General features: G+C 52.9%; 22 protein-coding genes and 2 tRNA genes. 9 read left to right on the top strand and 15 right to left on the bottom strand.

Annotation, left to right across the window (positions count from 1 at the left end; translation table 11 throughout):
• Nucleotides 1-647: 647 nt before the first annotated feature.
• The 8 genes from AC3WQH_RS12735 to AC3WQH_RS12700 form a co-directional block, all read right to left on the bottom strand.
• Nucleotides 648-917: a hypothetical protein gene (locus AC3WQH_RS12735; RefSeq protein WP_122953042.1), complete on the bottom strand. Its 270-nt coding sequence runs from the start codon at nucleotides 915-917 to the stop codon at nucleotides 648-650.
• Nucleotides 918-930: 13 nt separating this feature from the next.
• Entirely contained in the window at nucleotides 931-1,122 is a 192-nt protein-coding gene (locus tag AC3WQH_RS12730; RefSeq protein ID WP_122953043.1) for a hypothetical protein, read from the bottom strand.
• A gap of 224 nt (nucleotides 1,123-1,346) precedes the next feature.
• Complete coding sequence (locus tag AC3WQH_RS12725) at nucleotides 1,347-2,267, bottom strand: tyrosine-type recombinase/integrase (RefSeq protein WP_122953045.1); 921 nt, start codon at nucleotides 2,265-2,267, stop codon at nucleotides 1,347-1,349.
• A gap of 131 nt (nucleotides 2,268-2,398) precedes the next feature.
• Nucleotides 2,399-2,474, bottom strand: a tRNA-Val gene (locus tag AC3WQH_RS12720).
• A gap of 44 nt (nucleotides 2,475-2,518) precedes the next feature.
• Nucleotides 2,519-2,595 (bottom strand) — tRNA-Ile (locus tag AC3WQH_RS12715).
• A 306-nt stretch (nucleotides 2,596-2,901) separates the two neighbouring features.
• A complete protein-coding gene (locus AC3WQH_RS12710; RefSeq protein ID WP_152344101.1) occupies nucleotides 2,902-3,156 on the bottom strand; it encodes a hypothetical protein in 255 nt (84 codons plus the stop codon).
• A 210-nt stretch (nucleotides 3,157-3,366) separates the two neighbouring features.
• Entirely contained in the window at nucleotides 3,367-3,507 is a 141-nt protein-coding gene (locus tag AC3WQH_RS12705; RefSeq protein WP_155808619.1) for a hypothetical protein, read from the bottom strand.
• 18 nt (nucleotides 3,508-3,525) lie between these two features.
• Nucleotides 3,526-4,116 (bottom strand): phosphatidylglycerophosphatase A family protein, encoded by a 591-nt coding sequence (locus AC3WQH_RS12700; protein ID WP_005828254.1) that lies wholly within the window; start codon nucleotides 4,114-4,116, stop codon nucleotides 3,526-3,528.
• Between the two features lie 246 nt (nucleotides 4,117-4,362).
• Between AC3WQH_RS12700 and AC3WQH_RS12695 the strand changes: the two genes are divergently transcribed.
• Nucleotides 4,363-5,067 carry an alpha/beta hydrolase gene (locus AC3WQH_RS12695; RefSeq protein WP_005828252.1) on the top strand — a complete coding sequence of 235 codons (705 nt, stop codon included), beginning with the start codon at nucleotides 4,363-4,365 and terminating at the stop codon, nucleotides 5,065-5,067.
• Between the two features lie 2 nt (nucleotides 5,068-5,069).
• Here the strand turns inward: AC3WQH_RS12695 and AC3WQH_RS12690 are convergent, their stop codons facing one another.
• Entirely contained in the window at nucleotides 5,070-5,228 is a 159-nt protein-coding gene (locus tag AC3WQH_RS12690) for a hypothetical protein (RefSeq protein WP_005828250.1), read from the bottom strand.
• A 149-nt stretch (nucleotides 5,229-5,377) separates the two neighbouring features.
• Here AC3WQH_RS12690 and AC3WQH_RS12685 point away from each other — a divergent pair, with 149 nt between their 5' ends.
• From AC3WQH_RS12685 to AC3WQH_RS12670, 4 genes are all read left to right on the top strand, one after another.
• The gene (locus AC3WQH_RS12685; RefSeq protein ID WP_005828248.1) at nucleotides 5,378-5,887 is read left to right on the top strand and encodes a YjcG family protein; all 510 of its coding nucleotides are present in this window, start codon (nucleotides 5,378-5,380) and stop codon (nucleotides 5,885-5,887) included.
• Nucleotides 5,888-5,968: 81 nt separating this feature from the next.
• Entirely contained in the window at nucleotides 5,969-6,421 is a 453-nt protein-coding gene (locus tag AC3WQH_RS12680) for a GNAT family N-acetyltransferase (RefSeq protein ID WP_007784544.1), read from the top strand.
• A 178-nt stretch (nucleotides 6,422-6,599) separates the two neighbouring features.
• Entirely contained in the window at nucleotides 6,600-7,118 is a 519-nt protein-coding gene (locus tag AC3WQH_RS12675) for a TetR/AcrR family transcriptional regulator (RefSeq protein ID WP_005828244.1), read from the top strand.
• Between the two features lie 158 nt (nucleotides 7,119-7,276).
• Nucleotides 7,277-7,699 carry a DUF3995 domain-containing protein gene (locus AC3WQH_RS12670; protein ID WP_007784546.1) on the top strand — a complete coding sequence of 141 codons (423 nt, stop codon included), beginning with the start codon at nucleotides 7,277-7,279 and terminating at the stop codon, nucleotides 7,697-7,699.
• Between the two features lie 339 nt (nucleotides 7,700-8,038).
• On the opposite strand, the gene AC3WQH_RS12665 is transcribed toward AC3WQH_RS12670, so the two are convergent.
• Nucleotides 8,039-8,884, bottom strand: a complete 846-nt coding sequence (locus AC3WQH_RS12665) for a PHP domain-containing protein (protein WP_327953515.1) — start codon at nucleotides 8,882-8,884, stop codon at nucleotides 8,039-8,041.
• A gap of 109 nt (nucleotides 8,885-8,993) precedes the next feature.
• Here AC3WQH_RS12665 and AC3WQH_RS12660 point away from each other — a divergent pair, with 109 nt between their 5' ends.
• Nucleotides 8,994-9,353 carry a YugN family protein gene (locus tag AC3WQH_RS12660; RefSeq protein ID WP_005828236.1) on the top strand — a complete coding sequence of 120 codons (360 nt, stop codon included), beginning with the start codon at nucleotides 8,994-8,996 and terminating at the stop codon, nucleotides 9,351-9,353.
• On the opposite strand, the gene AC3WQH_RS12655 is transcribed toward AC3WQH_RS12660, so the two are convergent.
• Nucleotides 9,323-10,267, bottom strand: coding sequence for an MBL fold metallo-hydrolase (locus AC3WQH_RS12655; protein WP_005828234.1), 945 nt, complete (start codon nucleotides 10,265-10,267; stop codon nucleotides 9,323-9,325). The two genes, AC3WQH_RS12660 and AC3WQH_RS12655, sit on opposite strands and share 31 nt — an antisense overlap.
• Nucleotides 10,264-11,043, bottom strand: a complete 780-nt coding sequence (locus AC3WQH_RS12650) for a YitT family protein (RefSeq protein WP_005828232.1) — start codon at nucleotides 11,041-11,043, stop codon at nucleotides 10,264-10,266. The genes AC3WQH_RS12655 and AC3WQH_RS12650 overlap by 4 nt, the downstream gene beginning before the upstream one ends.
• A gap of 244 nt (nucleotides 11,044-11,287) precedes the next feature.
• Between AC3WQH_RS12650 and AC3WQH_RS12645 the strand changes: the two genes are divergently transcribed.
• Nucleotides 11,288-12,658 (top strand): hemolysin family protein, encoded by a 1,371-nt coding sequence (locus AC3WQH_RS12645; RefSeq protein WP_005828230.1) that lies wholly within the window; start codon nucleotides 11,288-11,290, stop codon nucleotides 12,656-12,658.
• A gap of 104 nt (nucleotides 12,659-12,762) precedes the next feature.
• Nucleotides 12,763-15,246, top strand: a complete 2,484-nt coding sequence (locus AC3WQH_RS12640; RefSeq protein ID WP_122953061.1) for a UvrD-helicase domain-containing protein — start codon at nucleotides 12,763-12,765, stop codon at nucleotides 15,244-15,246.
• A 149-nt stretch (nucleotides 15,247-15,395) separates the two neighbouring features.
• On the opposite strand, the gene fabI is transcribed toward AC3WQH_RS12640, so the two are convergent.
• From fabI to AC3WQH_RS12625, 3 genes are all read right to left on the bottom strand, one after another.
• Nucleotides 15,396-16,169, bottom strand: a complete 774-nt coding sequence (fabI, locus tag AC3WQH_RS12635; RefSeq protein WP_005828227.1) for an enoyl-ACP reductase FabI — start codon at nucleotides 16,167-16,169, stop codon at nucleotides 15,396-15,398.
• A gap of 119 nt (nucleotides 16,170-16,288) precedes the next feature.
• Complete coding sequence (locus AC3WQH_RS12630; RefSeq protein WP_005828225.1) at nucleotides 16,289-16,441, bottom strand: hypothetical protein; 153 nt, start codon at nucleotides 16,439-16,441, stop codon at nucleotides 16,289-16,291.
• Nucleotides 16,442-16,509: 68 nt separating this feature from the next.
• Nucleotides 16,510-17,238 carry a ZIP family metal transporter gene (locus tag AC3WQH_RS12625; protein WP_492332063.1) on the bottom strand — a complete coding sequence of 243 codons (729 nt, stop codon included), beginning with the start codon at nucleotides 17,236-17,238 and terminating at the stop codon, nucleotides 16,510-16,512.
• 256 nt (nucleotides 17,239-17,494) lie between these two features.
• Between AC3WQH_RS12625 and AC3WQH_RS12620 the strand changes: the two genes are divergently transcribed.
• A complete protein-coding gene (locus AC3WQH_RS12620; protein ID WP_005828220.1) occupies nucleotides 17,495-18,112 on the top strand; it encodes a MerR family transcriptional regulator in 618 nt (205 codons plus the stop codon).
• Nucleotides 18,113-18,130: the final 18 nt, after the last annotated feature.

Genomic DNA, 18,130 nt, shown 5'->3' with positions numbered 1-18,130 from the left:
AAATCATTCCTAGCGTTTGTATATGTCGCGTCCATCTTTAAACTAACTCAATAATGAGTTTTCAGACACATCCTAGAATATCACCAAAACTTGACCATAATGTTGTTTTGTAATTGCTTTTTTTTGTATTCATATAAATATTTAACTAGCACATCAACTAATTTATAAATATCAGGTTCTATATTTATGTGTTGGAAGTAATAATACATGTTGTACCCCATTTCGTACAAACAAAAATAATAAATAATGTATTAATAGTGATTTCGTACAAACGCTCTCAGACCGTCTATATCGCCGTTTAAGGCGTTTTATATTTAGGTTAGATAAAATTATACCTACTTTATATAAAAATTGCTGTATCGGGCTTATAGAGCGTCTGGTGACGTGTTTAACATCAATTCTATTTCAAAATTTCACACAGTAATTAATAAATTTTTGACATGTCGTGTTGGGCGGGTATGGTTAGAGTGGACAAGGGGAAAGGGGAAAAATTTATTATCCTGACAATGAAAAAGAAGCGGATTGACCGCTCCTTTGAATGTGCTATTCTGCTTGTCTATATACTTGATTCATTGCTTTAGCGTACCGTTCAAACTCATCCGTCATCAACCATTCTTCATACATCTGGATTTCTTTTTCTTGATCCATTACGCAGCTACCTCCTGAATCAATTGATAACCAGCCGAATCAATTTCCCCATCTTCATCATAATCAATGACGTACTTGCAAAGCCCTTCTTCAACTTTGATAATCCCGTCAATTGGATTATCACCCAAACATACTGCATCTTTCAGATCATCAATGGACGCAAGATAATGTTCATATTGTTTTGCTTCCTCTTCGTCAATTGTTACAAACCAATCTTCAAGCGATGGGCAATAGCAAATGTACGCTTTTTTGGTTTCAGTTTTTTGCATGGTGAATCCTCCCTTAGTTTTGATGATTCAGGATTTCATTTCGTTTTTGGCGCAATGCTTCAATTTCTTGCATGATTGCTTGGCGGCGTTCAGTTGTCGTGGCTTTCTCGGAAAACTCTTTCGCCAAAGAAATATGACGTAAAGTAATGGACTGTAATTCCTCATGTAAAGTGTCATCACGCCAAAGGCGTAATGCTAAGGACATTATTTCACCCCCTTTGGCTTTAGGGCTGTGAAATACAGGATATGGAGTGTGTTCAGGTCTGGTTTGACTGGTACTCGATGATCGGCGTACTTGATGTGTAATCCTTGGCTATCTTCATGCAAAACACGTTGATAGAATCTACCAGCCATTAGCACTTTGACTTTTTTGCCGATTAATGATTGTAAATCGGATTGTTGGAGTGGAGTCATGGGCATGTCCACTCCTTATATCTCTAAGGAGTTTAAAGGATTAAATTTTTCATTTTGAGAAGCCAAAGCAACACCCCAAATTGCCAAATACCTTTGAGTCATAGCAATATTCGAATGCCTAAGCATTTTTTGCAATGTGAAAACATCACAACCGTTCATCAACATCCGATGGGCAAACGTGTGTCTAAAGGTATGAGCTGATAAGCGGCAATCAGGGAAATTCATGATTTCCTTCAACCGTTTAAAAACACATTTAACTGCATTGTCCGTAAGTTTTTTACCTTCTACATCAGTAAAAACATATTGAGGAACTTCACCAAACGTCTGCTCACAATATACCCTGTACTCACACAGTTCTTTGATTAACTTTTCCGTAATCGGAATGGAACTTTGTTGACGTTTCTTTCCAAAGACAATGATAGTACCATTTTTCAAATCGACTTCATTCCACGACAGATTAACCATTTCACCTAACCTAACACCTGTCCCAAGGAGGAACACAATCATTGTATAGTCCCTATAAGCAAAGAATGATTTTTCACGCTGCTTCAATCGTCTGTAATAACCTAGCATTTGTTGAATATGCCGATCCTGAAACACTTCAATCTTAATGTCCTCTTTACCATAGCCGATTTTTTTGGCTGGATTTTGTTTCTGCGTAATGACTTCGATTTCTTCAAGATAGTTGAAGAATATCTTGAGGACATGCAACTTACTGTTTCTGGTTGTAACATTGTTGTTTCGTTCCTTTTGGCAATACATAAGATAATTCTTAACTGTGTTCGGAGTTACATCACTTACATCAACAATTTCCTGTTTGCCACAATAATCCTGAAATTCATTGAGGGCTGACATGTACGATTCAATTGTTTTAGGGGACAGATTTTTAAATTCCCTATCGTCCTTAAAATCTTTGATGGCAAACTTTAATAACACGAAAAAGCACACTCCCTTCCAGTTTTCTGATACTGAAAGAAAGTGTGCTTCCTATTTGAAAGCGTGTTTGTATGCGACCACTTATTTTTCAAAGTGTTAAAAAGTCGCTCAAACCCTTGATATATCTGTTATGGTGATCCGGACTGGGTTCGAACCAGCGACCCCCACCCTGTCAAGATGGTGCTCTCCCAACTGAGCTACCGGATCATGGGATATGTATGTGATCTTAAACATCTTATGTACTCGCTTAATGGTGGGCCCTGTAGGACTCGAACCTACGACCAATCGGTTATGAGCCGACCGCTCTGACCAACTGAGCTAAGGGCCCGAATCGCACCGGACGTCGATCACATTTATTACTATACAGCATCCCGAATTGGATTTCAAGAGGAAATGAATAATTTCTTGTAATTTTTTTCACTCTTACCAAAAGCACATGAAAAACCGCGTAAAATCAGCCTTTCAGCGTGCTCTTCTCCCCTAAAAATCAAGCTTGTACACACTCCTTCGCATAAAAATCGCCGAGAACGAAAAAGTTTTTACGAAAGATATTTCCTCCCCTAGTGTCTCTTCGCTGATGAAGGGTTTCGGGTTTCGGGGTTCGGCTTTCATGTTAAGGTTTCGATTGAGTTTTTCATTGAGTTTTTTTGTTAAAGCCTTTGTTAAAGCCTTGTTGAAGCTTTTTGTTGAAGACTTTGTCAAAGCTTTCATCGCCCCCCACAACTCCTATCAGCAATGCACCAGAAAGAACAGGAACAAGTCCGAGTAAACGACGGATGAACGAATGAACAGTTAAACAGGCGAACAGACGAATAGAGCGCCGGATGACCACTCCCCGCCCCATCCACCCCAAAACAAAAAGCCATCCCCCCGCCGCTACTCTCCCCACACTCCCGGCCCCGCTCACTCAAACGGCGGGCGCCCCGAACATGGGAACAGCACCAACGAAAAAATGGCTCTCGCTCATCCATTGCAAACACCTTTTCCCCTGCGAAACGGAAAAGCCTCACAGGCGAAATTCCTAAGAGAAGAAAACCCTAACAAGAGAAAACCCTAACAGACAAAAAACTGCAATGAAAAAAACGCAAAAAACCTGTCATCAAAAATCCTGCAGAGCAAAAAACCCGCCAAAACCGCCACACCCAAACCACAAAGATAGATAGGTAACAATCCAGGCAAGTAAGTCTGGATGCAAGCCTGCAAGCCTGTAAACCTCCAAACCGCAGTTCAGCAGTTCCACAACTCCACAGCTCCCCTGCTACCCGGCCTGCTCCGTCCCTTCACCTTTATCCTCCACGCGCAGCTCGGCTTTCAGCGCTTCCGCCTCGGAGCGGGCCAGCTCGGCTTCCTGTTCATCGCGCATGCGGTGGGCCATTCGGCTGGAAGCGTTTGCCGCCACGCTTGCGATCAGGTCGTCGAGGAATGTGTGTACGCGGCCCTCGGCGGACTTGGTGTCCAGTCTTTTGATGACGCCGACTTTATGTTTGTCCAGATGTCCAAAGGTTGTGACGGCGATGCTGCCGTATCCGAAGACCGATCCCAAAGCCAACGTCTCGTCGCACCCAAACAGGCCCTCGTCTGTTGCGATGATCGACTGGAGCGGCTCGGACAAAAGGCCCTTTTCCGCCAACGTATCCAACTCAACGCCAACTAAGATGGCGTGCTGCATTTCCCTTTTTTCCAAGACGGCTTTCACACTCTCGATGCACGGCTCCATGGTCAGGCCGGGATGGTACGGAGACTGCATGAGATAGACGATCTCCGCGATGTCCTCCACCGTGACGCCACGTTCTGCCAGGCGATTGAGAGCAGCGTTTCTGACTTCGATGCTGTGTACTTGCTTCTTCATATAAAAGACAACCCCTTCCACAAATCGAGTGAAGTCGTTTCCTACCATAGTATCACACGGTGACAAAATTGCGACAATCTTTCGCCCAAAGAACATGCGGACAACCTTGCCGTCCGCTTGCCGAAAAGCTCTTTGCCCACGAACCAACTCTCGTCATGGTTCTCGCAGCACACGAAAGCATTGGGCAGCCCATGCGCTCTCCTGTATAATAATTTTTGCGTAAACATCCATAAGGAGGACACCGCTGTGGCCCTTGAGGAAATCGTCTTGGACAGCCGGCATTTGGGAACGCCGGAAAAACTGATTGTCTACACCCCCAAACGCTATTCGCCGCTCTACTCCTACCCGGTCCTCTACGTGCAGGATGGCGACGATTATTTGGCCATGGGCCGAATGGCGACCTTGCTGGATCGGATGATCGAGGACAAAGAGCTGCCCGATCTCATTGCCGTTTTTCTTCCCGTCGAAAAAACAAAGCGTTTTGACCGCTACCATCCGGACGGCAAGGAGCATCTGGCTTACACCCGCTTTCTGGCTGATGAAGTCGTCAGCTTCGTGGATTCCCGTTACTCTACGCACCCACTCGGCAACGGGCGGACCTTGCTTGGGGAATCGCTCGGTGGCGTCGTTTCCCTGTTTACGGCGCTGGCTTATCCGCATACGTTTGGACAGGTGGCCTGCCAGTCGGGGGCCATGGACGAACGGCTGAACCGCCGTGTCGCGGAAGCTGAGCTGACGGTGCCGCAGACGTTTTATCTGGAAATCGGGACGGAAGAAACCGCTGTGAACTCTTCGCGCGGCGTCCTGAACCTGTATGCGGCCAATGAGGAGCTGCGAGCCATTTTGCAGACGAAAAAGGCCACCCTCTTCTACGAAACGTTCGAGGGTGACCATACGTGGGGCCACTGGCAGCAAAACCTCCCCCGTATGCTGCGTACGCTTTACGGGTAAACTTACCGTGGCTGTTCTTCCTGCGGGCCTTCATCCTTTAAGGGCGAAACGAGTGCTTCTTCGAACTCTCCTTTGCGAATCGCCGACAAAATGGTGAAGGTCAGCACTGACAACAGGAGCAGGACGAGAAAAATGAATGTTATCATCATGGCCGTGTACATGCAGTGCGGCACCTCCTTGCACTACACAGTGTGTCCCGACGCGGCCGGAATATACGGTTCGACGCATAACATTACACAAATGAAGAATTTTCTGTTAAAATAGTTTCTTGTAGAGCATGCATGATAGATAGCAAGGAGGAGTGGTTCTCATGATGTATAGTATCGTAATCTTTCCATCCAGCAAGGTGCAAGAAGTGGCCAACTCTTACCGGAAGCGTTATGACCCTGCATACGCATTGGTACCTCCATATATCCGTTTGAAAGAAGCCTTTGACCTTGAAGAAGCCAAGCTGCCAGAGCTGGTGAGCCATCTGGAGCAGGTTGCCTCCTCTACTGAAAGCTTTACTGCTCATTTCCATCGGGTTTCTACTTTCCATCCGACGACGAACGTCATTTATTTGGCTGTGCAAAACAAAGAGCCATTCCACGCCCTGCACGAAAAGATCGTGAACCAGTGTGTGTCGGAAAAAGAAACCTACGCGTACGTACCGCATCTGACCATCGGGCGCGACCTGTCCGACGATGAACTGCGTGATGTAACCGGACAATTGAGCATGGCCAAAATCGACCTGACGAGCGAAATTGACCGCTTCCACCTGATTTACCAACTGGAAGACGGCATCTGGAGCGTTTACCAGACCTTCCTCTTGAAAAAATAAAGCAAGATTGGCGCCCTCCCCGTGAGCTTGGCTTGCAGGGAGGGATCTTTTTACCGCAAAACAGAAAAGGACGTGTCCTCTATGAAGCAGCAATCTTATGTGATCCAAAAAGTAAACTCGGACCAGGAAATGCAGGATGCCCTCGCTGTGCGAAAAGCGGTGTTCATTGATGAGCAGGAGGTTCCCGCCGACCTGGAGATTGACGAGCATGACCAGCCAGCAAGCGGCACCGTTCATTTCGTCGCGTACAACGAGCAGCAACCAGTCGGGGCAAGCCGCTTGCGGCCGTATGAGCCTGGCGTGGGAAAAATCGAGCGCGTGGCGGTACTAAAAGACGAGCGCGGCACCGGACTGGGGCGCCAGATCATGATCGTCATGGAAGAAGCCGCCAAAGAGCTCGGCTTTGACAGCCTCAAGCTGAACGCCCAGACGCACGCGCAACGTTTCTATGAAAAGCTCGGCTACGAGCCGCACGGCGACGTTTTCGATGAAGCCGGCATCGAGCATATCGCGATGGTCAAAGCGTTGCGCTAACCGATTTCATCGCCAGACTGCAAAACTTGTTCGTCTCGCCCTCCGCCCTCCTTCACAATGGGAGCGGAGGGTTTGTTTGTATTTTTGGCTGGCGCGTCGCCTTTCGTCTTGACATGCCCTCGCTATCTGGAATAGGATGGAACCAAAACATACGCTACCGTATTTTCAGAGGTGAACGATGCAATACACACGCGAGGATTGGGTCCGGGCAGCGCTGGATACGCTTGGCGAGTCCGGCATCGAGGCTGTGCGCGTGGAAGCGATCGCGCGCAAGCTGCGAATTAGCAAAGGCAGCTTTTACCACCATTTTCAGGACCGCCGCGATTTGCTCGACGCCGTGATCGACTATTGGGAGGAGCACGCCACAGAGCGGATCATCGCGGCCCCCCAAGCGGACGACGCCACTTTGGAGCGGCTGTTGTCGTTTGTTTTTACGACAGAGCGCAAAGTCGAAGCGGCGATGTACGCGTGGGCCAAACAAAACCCGGACTTGGGCAAGCGGTTGGTCGGAATTGAAAAACGGAGAATCGGCTACGTCGCGGCCTTGTACGAAAAAAAGGGGCTGTCCTCCGCCGACGCATCTGCCCGTGCCCACCTGGCTTACCTCGTCTACATCGGCTGGCTGGTGCGCGGGGAGCTGGATGAGCCTTTTGACATCTCCGGGCCTTTGCAGCATTTTTTGACGTGGGACTGTTGAAAGCTTCTTTGCTTGGAAAAGCTTCTCTGCTCGCGAAAAGCTCCCGCAAAAAGGAGTTTTTCACGGCCAAAACATACGGTTGCGTATCTTTTTGTGTGAAAGAGGATAAAAGGGAAAGCCGACACCAAAACGGGGGCAACCCCAAGGAGACGTTTTTCATGACCACTCTGTTTGTCCTTGTCCGCCGCGTTTTTACTCGCTGCTGTATCGCTGCTGCACGTCTACTGGGCTGTTGGCGGAAGCTGGGGAGCCTTGTCGCCATTCCTGTATCCGCGGACAGTGCCCGCCCCTTGTTTCGCCCGGGAAAAGCGGGAACGCTCGCAGTAGCAGGCTTGCTGCTGTTCGCCGACTATTTGCTGCTTGCCAAAAGCGGCTACCTTGCGCCACTGATCGCGCCTGCCCTGATCCAATGGGGCTGCATCGCCTGCGCCGCCGTCTTTTTGCTGCGCGCCATGGGCGACTTTCGCTATGTGGGCTTTTTCAAGAAAGTGACGCACACTGCCTTCGCCCGCCAGGATACGCGGCTGTTTAGTCCGCTGTGCCTGTGGCTTGGGTTCGCGTTTGTGGCGGTTTTGCTCTAGGAGCAGCAGCAAACGGGGAGCTTCGCCTGCTGCTTTTTGCCCTGGGACTGGGATGGAAAAGCCGATCTGTCTGTACAAAAAGCCCCCTCTTCTGGGTTAGCCAAACTGGCTACAGACAGGGGGCTGACTTTTTTCTGATGAGACAAAAGGCTCCTGCGCTTTGGTTAGTCTTGCCGTCCAGCGATGGGGCATGGCGTTCTGTGCTTTGCACTGGCGAGCTATTGATTCAGGCTCGTTTCCCCTTTTCATTCCCGAGTGATTGAACACCGTGCCCTTTCACTTCCGGGCGAATGACTCGTTCGCCTTTCTCGCTCCCCAATCATTGTCCTGGGCCGCCCGTTACCCCCTCCGCTTCTGCGCTAACTCCCGCAACCGCTCCACGACCTCCAGCGACGCCGTGTGCGAGCCGAGCATGGCGTGAAACGGCTCCTCGCCGCGCCAGCCGTGAAAATCCGAGCCGCCTGTCATGACGAGGCCGTGCTCGTCGGCCCATTTGCTGTAGCGCAGCTTTTGCAGCTCGTCGTTGTCCGGGTGGTTCACTTCGATTCCGTCCAGCCCGAATGCGATCAGTTCGCGCACAAGCTCGTCATCGTCGTACAGTCCCGGGTGCGCCAGCACGGCTACGCCGCCCGCCTCCTGAATCAGCGTGATTGCCTCCTGCGGCGTGATGCGCGGCGGGTTGACGTACGCCGCTCCCCCTTTTCCCAGGTATTTGTCGAACGCTTCTTCCATCGTAGCGACGACGCCAAGCTCGATCAGTTCCTCGGCGATGTGCGGACGGCCGATGTTTTTGTCCGTCCCCTGCTTGCGGCGGTAGACGTTTTCCAGCGTGATCGCAATGCCCAGCTCCTGCAGGCGGGCGATCAGCAGTTGGTTGCGTTGATGGCGCGTCTCGCGCAGGCTCACCAGCCGCTCCTGGAACGCCTGATCTTCGTAAGGCACAAAATAGCCGAGCACGTGAATGTCCTGGCCATTGCCGACCGAGCTTACCTCCACGCCCGGGATGATTTCCACGCCGAGCTTCGCTCCCGCCTCCATCGCTTCGGCTACGCCTGCCACCGTATCGTGGTCCGTAATCGCAAGAGCAGCCAGTCCGGCTTCTTTTGCCAGGCGCACGTTTTCCGCAGGCTCGCAGGTGCCGTCTGACGCCTTTGTATGAGTATGTAAATCTGCTTGCTTGAGCATGTTGCTTCCACTCCTTCTTTTCGTTTTCTCTAAGTCTGAAATCCGCCCACCACTCATAGGATGGTACCAAACCCGAATTTTCTCACAGGTTGAGCCGAGGAGGATGTCCATGCGGTTAAAAAACAAGACCCTGACCGGTGTCGTGCAGCCACTCTCCTATGTCGACAAAATGCTCAGACAGCAGGGGTTTCACCGATCAGGCGGGGACGGCATGCCCACGTATGATGTCGTCATGTACGATTCTGCCAGCAGCAGCACGTATTTCCTGCGCATTCCCACCAATTTCACCAACTCGTCAACAGGCAAAGGCGAGATGACTGTCAAGCTGGGTCATCCGTATCTGGAAGCGAAATTTTACATGAACACCTCGGAAGAAATTTTCTTCATACCGAAATCCGTTCGGGAAGCAGCCGAGCACAAACTGGCAGAGATTGCCGATTACCTGTCTTCTCCCTCCGCTCCATCCTGAACCGTGCTCCACAGCCATCTGTTCGCAGCAAACCGATACGCCACTCTCTTTTCTTTTGCCAGGCCGACGAGATAGCCCATGAAAGCCGTCCGGAACAGGGCGTAGCTTGTCGCGTTCTCGATGGAAATGTGCAAGCGTTCACACAGGAGGGCGAGAGCGTCTTCTACTCCGCGCTCCTCTCTTAAAATGTCTTCGATGACGGCGTAAATCCGTTCATGCCATTCCATATTTTTGTGCACCGCACCTTGAGAGGAGGTGGTGTACGCTCCATGACCGGGCAAATATCCTCTGCAATCGGTCGACAGGAGCTTGCGCAAACTGTTCATCGTCTCATGTGCATCTACGAGAAACGGCAGCTTGTGCTTTTCCAATACTTCTTCACCCAAATAACTGTCCGCGGCAAAGCAAATGTCCTCGCAGATCAGACCGACCTGCTGATAGCTGTGCCCCGGCAGAGAAAGGATCGTAAACGGCACACCGTCGATTTCCAGCATCCCTTCTAATGGAAGGAGGTGGTCCACCCGGGAAGCTTGCGCCAGCAAAAACTTGTTTTTCAGCTCCGCAAGCGGTTCTGCTCCCATGTTCAAGTAGATGGGTTCCAGAACCGGATAGCGGATGATCGCTTCTTCCAGCGGTGGCGCGAATACTTTGGCTTCGGGCCAGCATCCGAGCAGGTAGGCGTTTCCTCCGAAGTGATCGGCATGAGCGTGTGTTTGAATGATCGCGCACAAGGGCTGGGCAATCGCGTCCAGCCCTTTTTTGATTTTTTTGGCGGTTTGCGCCTCCAGTCCGGAATCGATCAGAATCGCTCCGCTGTTGCCGATAACCAGGCCGATGTTGACGTGACCGGGAAAATAGCCGACCCGCTCGGTTATCATTTGCGGTGTATAGGCAGACACGATGTTGTCCCTCATTTCATCCTTTTCCTATTTATTTTCTCCAAAATGTCTGCTTCCCCTGCCCTGTTTGCCGATCTCCCTGCCGCTTTTGCGCGAACAGGCTCGCTTGGGCCGCTTTTTCTTTGCGCAATCGGCGAAAGCGACAGGCCAGGCCCGCGCTTCTCGCGTGTGCCTGCCTGCCAAGTATGCAGCGGACCGATGATCGTATAGGGAGGCTGCTGCCGTCCAAGCCCGCTGAACATGTGCGTCGTCGCCGCTACCGCGATGATGGTCACAAGCGAAAACACCGTGCGCTCCAGCCCGATCGTATGCAGCGAACAGAGGACGATCAACCCGTCGATGGCGAGAATCAGCAGCGCCACAGACATGTTGAAGCGCCTGGCCAAAAATTGCGCCAGCAGGTCGGTCCCCCCTGTATTCGTGTCAAAAGCGAGCATCAGACCGACGCCCATTCCGATCAACACCCCGCCCGTCACCGCTGATGCGGACGTCGACCAACTGTTGAAGCCGCGCAAATCCGAGAGCACGTCGATAAAAAACGAAGAGATCAACATTCCGTGAAAGCTGTGGAAAAACAGCCTGCGGTCATAAAAAAAGACGAGGACATAAACCGGGATACTGACACCCATCATCACCATTCCGGGCGGCCATTGCATGTAATACGTCGCAAGCAGCCCGATCCCGATCATTCCCCCATCCATGAGGCGGTGCGGCACCAAAAACAGGTTGACGCCAATGGCAACGAGCACACTTCCTACGATGATCGCCACACTTTTTTGCAGCCAGTACACGCGCCTCCCCTCCCCCGGACAACTGCTCGCTTATGAATATGAAAAGACAGATTCGGGTATGTCCTGACAATGTGCAAAATGCGCCAGAGCAAATCGGAACGTTTTGACTCTTCGGTTGACCTATTGGTATACTTACCTGTAACAAGGAAGATACGAATGTTTAGCCGTTTTTGTTCGTACATTTAAAATACACTTAGCGTAACGGAGGTGAATTCTCCGCCTTTCGCACCGCGGGAGGCTGGAGGTGCGCTTGGAGAGTCCGATAGGGGAGATTACGCTGAATCTGCTGCTCGTGGTGTTTTTGGTCCTTCTGAACGGCTTCTTCGTCGCAGCAGAATTCTCGTTGGTAAAAGTTCGCCAAACTCGTCTGGCCCAGCTCGTCAGTGAGGGCAACAACAAACGTGCCCACTACGCGCAAAAGGTCACCCGCGAGCTCGACGCCTATTTATCCGCCTGCCAGCTCGGCATCACGCTGGCATCGCTTGGACTAGGCTGGGTTGGTGAGCCTGCAATCGCCCATTACGTCGAACCCATGATGGCCTATTTTCAATTCCCGTCCTATATGGTGGGGCCCGTTTCGCTTGCCATCGCGTTTGCCATCATCACATTCATGCATATCGTGTTCGGGGAGCTTGCTCCCAAGTCGCTTGCCATCCAGAGAGCGGAAGCAACCTCGCTGTGGACGGCTGCTCCGCTCATGTTTTTCTACAAGCTGAGCTATCCGCTCATCTGGTTTTTAAACGGCGCGGCCAACCTGTTCATCCGGCGTCTGGGCATCGAGCCTGCCCGGGAAAACGATCCGGCCCATACAGAGGAAGAAATCCGGCTGCTCGTCAACCAGAGCCATAAGAGCGGGCATATCGACCAGACGGAAATGGCCCTCGTGGACAACGTGTTCGAGTTTTCCGAACGCCTTGCCCGGGAAATTATGATCCCGCGCATCGACATGATTTGCCTGTACGACGACAACACATTTGACGAAAATCTCCAAATTATCCGGCAATCCCGCCATTCGCGCTTCCCTGTCGCGCACGAAGACAAAGACAGGCTGATCGGCTTCGTTCACACGTCCGACTTTTTCCTGTCGGCGCTGACAACCGGGAAAGCCGAGCTGAAAGATTTTCTCCGTCCCCTGCTCACGGTGCCGGAATCGATGGAAATCAGTCACGTATTGCGGCTGATGCAAAAACGCCGCTCGCAAATTGCGATCGTCATTGACGAGTACGGCGGTACGGCGGGTATTTTGACGATGGAGGACATTCTGGAAGAAATTGTCGGCGACATCCAGGACGAATTTGATGAGAACGAGCGCCCGGAAATCGAAGAAAGCGCAAGCAATGCCCTCTCCGTTTCCGGCAAAACGCTTTTGGCCGAGCTGAACGATTTTTTGACCATCGAGATCGTCTCCGATGAGGTCGACACGATCGCCGGTTGGCTCTACAGCCAGTTAAACGAGGAAGTGACGCTCGGAAAAGCCGTCATGTACCAGGGCTATCTGTTCACCATCAGCGAGCTGGAAAACCATCGCATCACCCGTGTAGCGATCACCCATCTGGATGAGGAAGATTCAGCCGCCCTTCCCGACGATACGATTTTACTGCACGCCCAATCGTAAAGAACGACTTTTTTGGCACGTGTCCCCTGCCGCCAGGGGGCACTTCTTGTTTCCACGGTCCGCGTACGACTTTGACAAAGAAGCTGCTTTATCGAGGTGTCATCATGAACTATGCGTTACTAGACAACAAACCTATCCTGTTGCAGCCCGAGACTTACAACCGCATCCCGTACTGGCGCATGGCCGCCCGGCAGGACAAGGTTCGCTGTCCAGCCTGTACCGCCGCGCTGCGCCTGATTGCCGGAATCAGCTTTGAGCCGTACTTCGCGCATCCGGAGGGAGCCGTCTGCCCGCTTTTGGCGCAAGACAGCTCTGCTTCCATGGAGTGGCTGCAAGCTTTGGACGAGACTGCTGCGGCCGTTCTGCACCCGCTTGTGACTGGCGCAAGCCCTGGTGCTGCGACTGACGCTGCGCCCGCTCTCGCTGATGATCCGCATACGCGCGCGCCTGAGCACGCGGCTGCTGCCGACAGTTCGCTCGCCTTTTCGGATGCGGCCGTCCCGGCTCCGGCACAAACGCCAGACGAGCCTGCTGCCCGGGAAGAAGACACGGCGATGATCGGCTCTTTTCGCTTGCCGAAAAAAAGGGCGATTGGCAGCACGGTCACGCCTGCACCGCCTCCGTCAAAGCCTCCGGTCTTTCGCAAACGGTTTATGCCCAAAAAGACGATTGCGCATTTGGCCGAGCAGCAGTTGGACCAGCCGCTTCATCCTACCCAGCAGCAAGCCGTGCAAACGACTGACGGCCCGCTTTTGATCCTCGCCGGAGCCGGCAGCGGCAAGACGCGGGTCATGACGGCCCGCACCGCTCATCTCATCAAAGACTTGGGCGTGGAGCCAAAACGGATCATGGTCGTGACGTTTACGACCAAAGCAGCAGAGGAAATTCGCCAGCGCATCGCCCGGCAACTGCCGTCCGGCCAGGCTCGCGAGCTGATTGCCGGAACGTTCCACAGCATTTTTTACCGCATGCTGTTGCACCATCAGCCAAACGGCTGGGATCAGCAGCGGCTGCTGAAAAAGGACTGGCAAAAGTGGCGGCTGCTGCGCGAAACCGGAGCATTGCTCGGCCATGACGAGCTTATGGCGCTGAAAGAAACGGACATCACCGAAGCGCTCAGCATCGTCAGCCGTTGGAAAAACGAATACATTCTCCCGCAGGAAGCGGCTTTTCGCGAGGCGGCGACCGATGCGGAAAAACGGGCCGCCCAGCTTTACCCGCTCTACGAGGCCGCGAAAAAAAAGCACCAGTGGTTTGATTTTGACGACATGCTGCTCGGCTGCTACGAGCTGTTGCGCGATAACCGCGATCTGCTGCAACGCTACCAGGAGCGGATCACCCACGTCATGATCGACGAGTTTCAAGATATTAACCGCATCCAGTACGAAACGGTCAAGCTGCTCGCCGCACCGCAAAACAACCTGTGCGTCATCGGCGATGATGACCAGTCGATCTACGGCTTTCGCGGCAGTGACCCCCAGTACATATTGGGCTTCACCAAAGATTTTCCGCAAGCTTCCACGATTACGCTGGAAGTCAACTACCGCTCCCACTCCTCGATCGTCAGCCTCGGCTATTCGCTGATCGGCCACAACCGATCTCGCTGGGAAAAAGCGTGCCGGTCGTTCCATCGCGAAGAAGGCGACACGTTTTTGTTCGAACCGGACGACGAAGAAGAGCAGGCATCCCGAATCGTGGATGAAATCGTGCATCGGCGCGAGCAAGGAACGGCGTTCGGCGAGTGCGCGGTGCTGTACCGCACGAACGAGTCGGCCCGGCCGATCCTGGAGCGGCTGAGCGAGGCAGGCATTCCGTTTCACTACACGCAGGAGGAAGACTCGTTTTACCAGCGCCAGACTGTACGCTGGACGTTGCACTATTTGCGGCTGGCGCTCAATCCGGACGATACAGACGCGTTAAAAGAAATTTTGCCGACGCTCTACATCTCCGGCGATGCCTGGAATGCCGTGCGCAGCCAGGCGATTCTCGAGGACAAGCCGATTTTGCACATCCTCCCGCATCTGACCCAGCTCAAGCCCTACCAGCGCAAGCATATGCAAGCGATCAACGACATTCTCGCCGCCTGCAAAGACTGCCCTCCTGCCCAGGCGCTGGAGCTGATTTACGAGGACGGCAAGCTCCGCGAATATTTGAAAAAGCGGGCGCGTGACCGGGAAGATGGCCGGGAACGCTGGAGTGACGAGCTGCAGCAACTTCTCTCTGCCGCCAAGCGCCACGCGACGATCCGCGACTTTTTGGCCTACATCGAGCAGATGATTAGACAGGAAAAAGAGTGGCGCAATCTGCGGCCACTCCCGGATGAAGCTGTACACGTATTGAGTATTCATCGGGCAAAAGGGCTGGAGTACGATCACGTCTTTCTGCCTGATCTGGTCGAAGGCGCCCTGCCGCACGAGTACACGCTGGACGAGCTGCGCAAAGGCGGGGCGACAGCCCTGGAAGAAGAACGGCGCCTGCTATACGTGGCGATTACCCGGGCCCGCCGCAGCCTGTGTATCGGTATCCCCCGGGAGCGCTTCGGACGCAAGACCCGCCCCTCCCGTTTCATCAGCGAAATGGGCCGGTAAATACTGATAGCCGCCGCCCATGTAAATCAGAAACTCTTCCATGTTCGTAATCAATGGAAACATAAGCCAGGCTCCCTTCGTCGCATTTTGGTTAGTATGCGAGCAAAGGGAGCCTGTTATTCATTCGTATGGGCGCAAAACTTGGCCGCTTAGCCGCCGATGATGTTGTATCCGGCGTCTACGTGCAAAATCTCGCCCGTAATGCCTCTGGACAGGTTGCTGAACAGGAAGAGGGCTGTATCGCCTACTTCGGTCTGGTCAATCGTCCGGCGCAGCGGCGCTTTTTCTTCGATTTCTTTCAGAACCGCGTTGAAATTGCGGATGCCTTTTGCCGCCAGGGTGCGGATCGGACCTGCGGAAATCGCGTTGACGCGAATGTTTTCCTTGCCGAGATCGTTCGCGAGGTAGCGCACCGATGCGTCCAGCGCTGCTTTGGCTACGCCCATGACGTTGTAGTTTTGCACGACGCGCTCGCCGCCCAGGTAAGTCAAGGTCACGATGCTGCCGCCTTCTGTCATCAACGGACGAGCTGCGCGGGCAACCGCCACCAGCGAGAACGCGCTGATGTCTTGCGCAAGCGCGTAGCCGTCACGGGAAGTGTTGACAAATTCGCCTTCCAGCTCCTCGGTTTTGGCAAACGCGATGCAGTGCGCCAAGCCGTGAATGACGCCGACTTTTTCCCGAATCGTCGCAAACGCCGCTTCCACTTCTTCATCTTTGGTCACGTCGCAGTTGACCAAGAGCGATTCCTTGCCCAGTTTGGCGGACAGCTCTGCCACGTTTTCGCGCAGACGCTCTCCCTGATAGGTAAAAATCAGGTTCGCTCCTGCGTTGTGCAAAGATTGCGCAATTCCCCAAGCGATGCTGCGGTGGTTCGCTACACCCATGATTACGATATTTTTGCCTTGCAACAATGTATTCATTATGTATTCGCCCCTTCCCAAGCTATTCCCCGCCATTATAACCGATCTTGTCCTTCGTTACGAGAGGGGCGGAAGAAAAGAGCGCGAAACGCTTCGTTTCGACAGCTGCTTTTTGGCTGTTACTCGGCGGCTCCATCCTGTTCAGTCAGCGGCTTTGCAGAAGCAAACGTCCCCCACGTTTCGTCAAAAGGATTCAGCGACGTCCCCATGACCGGGAACTCCGTTACTCCCTGTGCGGCTTCGTCGAACTGGTTCAGATTGGGCTGGTTCATGCTCACAAGACTCCTTCCATCCTGCTGCGATTCCATTGTTTTCTTAGGCTGGCAAGGAGCGCCCCTGTTTATGCATGCAGATGATTGGCATGCATGTACGCCGACAGCACAATGTAGATCAGCACCGCGCCAAAAAAGTAGACGCCGTATTCCGCCCGCCTCGCCTGCACGATATACGGCACGAGGTGGCTTGCTGACACGTACAAAAAAATTCCCGTCGTCATCGCGAGCATCACGCTCGACCAGTCAGGCGGAAAAAACCGTTCGGCAAGCCCGAAGCTGCATGCCCCCACTATCGTGGCAATCCCGAGCGAAGTCGCGCCCCACAATGCTTTTTTCCGGGAGTTCGTCGCGGCGAGCATCAAGGAGGCTACCGTGACCCCATCCGGTATTTTATGCAAAAGCATCGCCAGCAGGACAGACATGCCGACCTCTGCGTCCACCTTCAAGCTCGCCACGAGCGACACCCCTTCGACAAAAGCGTGCAGCAAAAAGCCGCCCAGCACCCCGATCACGCCCGTCGAGCCGATTTCCCCTCCGGCCGCCTTTACGAGCAGCTCCAGCGCGAACAACGCGGCAAAGCCTACGAGCACAAACGGCATCATCCGCGAGCTTTCCCCCTGGATGACGTGCGGCATCAAGTCCAGCATCGTAATCGCCAGCAACAATCCGGCCCCTGCGCTAATCATCGCGAACAGCGCTTTGCGCGACCAGGCGCGAAGACAGAGCAGAAGCCCGCCGATACAGCTCGCAAGCGCCGCAGCAAGCAAAACAAGCCAAAAGAAAGGTTGCATCATACGGTCCTCTCCTCATCCCGCATGAGTATGGGGACGTGTATTCCTTCCATATGTACGCGCCTGTCCGGGTCAATATGAGTGAGCCAGCCACAATTTGTCCGGCTCGTGACGGAATGACAAAAAACGGAGCACCTGTCCGAAACGGGCGAAATGCCACTACTTTTTAGAACCTTTGTCGATTCTCTCTTACCCGGAAAAAAATGGTGCTATAATGAGTCCACCGGGAATACCGAGGGGAAAAAAGGAGTGATTCGGGATGGATGTACAAGTTTGGATGGCTTCGAAAGAGGTAGCTGATCGCCTTGACGTACATGTTCGTACGCTGCGCAACTGGCTGGACTTGTTCGTACCCGCAAAGGAACGTCTGAAAAATCCGCAGGGTCACTATTTGATTAGCGAAGCGGGCTTTGCCCTCTTGAAAGAAGTGAAGGAACGCAAAGATAGCGGAAACAGCTCGCTCAAGGAAATTCAGCGACAGCTCATAGATGAAGGCCGTTTGTCGGAAGAAATGCTGACTGCCGAAGAGTACGCCAGTGCGGAAGAAACAGCCGTAGCCCTCAGTTCCGGAAGCAACCTGGAAGCAGGCGTGAAGGAAATGGAGCTGGCCGTTCACGAGACGCTGCTGAAGTTCCAGCAGGAGCTGGCCCAGCTTTCCTCGCTGAACAACATGCAGTCGGCCATCCTGCAAAAAATCGCCGACATCGAAGAGATGCAGGAATCGCTGCGCCTGGAGATGCGCCGCGTCACCTTCGAGATGGATTTGATGCAGCAGCGACTGACCCGCCGCAAGGAACGGTACGCCCGCCACGAGCCACGCTGGTCGTTGAATCCGTTTCGCTGGTTTACCCGCTCCGACCGGGCGGCAGAACAGTGAGTTTGGCGAAAAAACGAC

The organism is Brevibacillus sp. FW301-21C12A, assembly GCF_058788915.1.
The sequence above is the reverse complement of the archived record's forward strand: the minus strand, read 5'-3'. Positions and strand labels throughout refer to the sequence as shown.